The following is a 2,562-nucleotide window of genomic DNA, read 5'->3' as shown; positions in this document are numbered from 1 at the left end:
TCATCGCTTCCCCTGAAAAATCGGCAACTGAAGAAGGATTATGATTGAGTTCTGAGGGAATGACGACCGGAAGTACAGCTTGAGGGAATCTACCCCCTAGAGCACTCAAGTCGCTTGTGGAAGAAGCTTGTTGTGAAGCGGCGGAGGGATTTCGACGAATCTGAGACTCTAGCCCAGAAGTTGTGGTGACGACTGACGAACTGCTGGAGAAACTACTCGCCAGTTGCTTAGGAATTTTTAGACTTTGATGAACACTCAGAACGTTAGGATCACTTAGCTGATTTGCCTTGATAATCGCATCAACAGAAACATTATGCAGTTTGGCAATCCGATCTAAGGTATCACCTGAACCCACCTGATAAACTTCTGCCACGGTGGGGTTGTTGCCATCGGTCGGAATCACAAACGCTCCAGACATCCCTTCCGGGAGCGTATCTAAAGAATTACCTGGAACTCCTGTTAACGCTCTAGGGGTTTGCCCCAATTCCTGAGTCGGGTCAGGGTCGGTTTCCGACCTTCCTGGTGATGGATCGAAAGTGTTCTGAGTTGTTGAAGCTCCAACTTCACCGGAGGGAAGAATCTGCCCATCAGATGAGAGGTTAGATTCTGTCAGCGTAGCCGATTGAGGCAGCCCTGAGTTGGGGAAAGAACCTGAAGGAACACGAGGCTGGGACTCGGATTGAGAAACAACTTCTGCGTCCGTTGGCTCTGATTTTCCGAACTCTACATTGGATTGACTCTGGCCGTTGACAACGTTCTCGCCTGTATTGAGGCTGGAAACGGTTCGCAACAGAGACGGCTGCCAGTCCGATTGAGACGCTTGTTCCCCAGAGGCTCGATTGTCTCTGTTGGGAGAAGACGCTGCCATCGCGGCAGATGACTGCATGGCTGGGTTTGGATCAGGATTGGATAACTCTACCGCCATTGCACAATCATTGGCTTGATTGCTGAGAATCCCAGAAGCAATGGCTAAACCGAGAAATGCGGCAGAGGTACGCACCTTATGACTGCCAGAGTTTACGACCTGTTGTTTGGTCTGCCCTGTTGCAGTCTGATCTAAATCTAAACCGGAATCTAAATCTAAATTAGGCATAGCAACAGGTTGATCATGATGTGGAACTGTTCCTTTCAAAGAACGACCTCCTATGGAGAAGCGTGCTTACTGTCCTCGAACCGCTCAAGAATGTCTTATCAGTGATATTAATTCTATTAATGATGAATTGAAATCACTGATAAAAATCTTGATTACGTCAGATTACCTTGCTTTTTCAATTTCGGCAAGAAAAGCGAAAGTTCTGTAGAAAGGCAAACCCTGAACACTAACGTTATTAACAACAATAACCCTTGAGGGTTGAGGAACTTTAAAGATTAAGAGAACTCTATTGCAGGAGTCCAGATGAGAATCTACACCAGTTTCTACCAGAAAAACAATAGGGATGGAAGCCCTTGATTTTCTAGCGAGCCATTTGCTAGATCGCTCTATGGATCAACGGTGAAGAAGCTCTGATTGATATCAATTCAGGGTTTTGGCTTTTTTGACAACTGCCAAAAAATACCCCTTTAGATGAATAAAATCTATCACTGTTGGGGATCAATTTCATCCGGGTGTTTATAAAAAAAATTTATCACTGCCATTCTTAATCAAACTGGGCAGTGGGATTGATCGATTTTAAACTAGATAACCCAGTTGTCGGCGGGCTTCAAATAAACCAATGGCAACACTGACAGACAGATTTAAGCTGCGAACACCGGGCTGGGCCATTGGAATATAAACCGTTGCATGACAAGCGTCCAACACATCGGGGGGGAGTCCTGCGGTTTCACTCCCAAACAGGAGCCAGTCTGAATCTTGGAACTGAAACTGGGCATAGTTGGATGCGCCTTTGGTACTAAATCCTAGCAATCGTCCACCTTGTTCTTGATGATAGGTTTTAAAAGTGAAGAAATCGGGATGATAGGTTAAGGACACATAGGGCCAATAGTCTAAACCCGCTCGCTTGAGGTAGCGATCGCTAATTTCAAATCCTAAAGGCCCAACTAAATGCAATTGGGTACAGGTGGCTGCACAGGTACGAGCAATATTCCCGGTATTGGGTGGAATTTGCGGCTCGACTAAAACGACATGAGGCATGGGTTAATCAGCTAGAAAACAAGGACTTTTGGGGTTCGTTCCCCCAGGGATGCCCAGAACAAATCTATAGTTTTTCTTTATGTTTTGTAAAGAAATTTATCGATAAGATATTCTCATCAAATAAATGGCCATGTTTTAGGCAACTAAAGGCTGACAAATTTGTTCGTCAAACTCTTGTTCTTGCTGTTTCATTTCTTGAATGGCCTGTTGAAGAATGGCGCGAGTTTCCCAACCTTGTTGAGACAGATGTGTCCATTGTTGGGCGGTACAGCCTTCTCGGAGGATTTTTTTCACCGGAGCGAGAAAACAGCTAAACCCATGCTTTTTGGCGATTGGCCAAACTTCTTGGTACAATTGTTCAATCCAATCTCTGGCAATAATGCAGCGTCCGTCTTGCCAATGGCGCAGTTGGGCATCTAAACTGTGGTGAG

General features: G+C 45.4%; 2 protein-coding genes and 1 pseudogene. All 3 read right to left on the bottom strand.

From position 1 onward, the window contains the following. Window positions 1–1,132: LysM peptidoglycan-binding domain-containing protein (locus ACKPEB_RS14890; protein ID WP_408965710.1), on the bottom strand; the 1,132-nt coding region annotated here is incomplete at its 3' end. A gap of 537 nt (window positions 1,133–1,669) precedes the next feature. Beyond that, window positions 1,670–2,131, bottom strand: a complete 462-nt coding sequence (locus tag ACKPEB_RS14885) for a tRNA (cytidine(34)-2'-O)-methyltransferase (RefSeq protein ID WP_408965709.1) — start codon at window positions 2,129–2,131, stop codon at window positions 1,670–1,672. Between the two features lie 135 nt (window positions 2,132–2,266). Further along, window positions 2,267–2,562, bottom strand: a pseudogene (locus ACKPEB_RS14880) (putative glutamate--cysteine ligase); the annotation flags it as partial.

Origin of the sequence: Planktothrix sp., assembly GCF_046067725.1 — a bacterium.
GTDB lineage: Bacteria > Cyanobacteriota > Cyanobacteriia > Cyanobacteriales > Microcoleaceae > Planktothrix.
Note: the sequence above shows the minus strand (reverse complement) of the source record. Positions and strands in the feature narration are given on the sequence as shown.

Bases quoted from the DNA above. Each gene is read 5' to 3' on its own strand.
- ACKPEB_RS14885 (WP_408965709.1), bottom strand. From the start codon at position 2,131: ATGCCTCATGTCGTTTTAGTCGAGCCGCAAATTCCACCCAATACCGGG.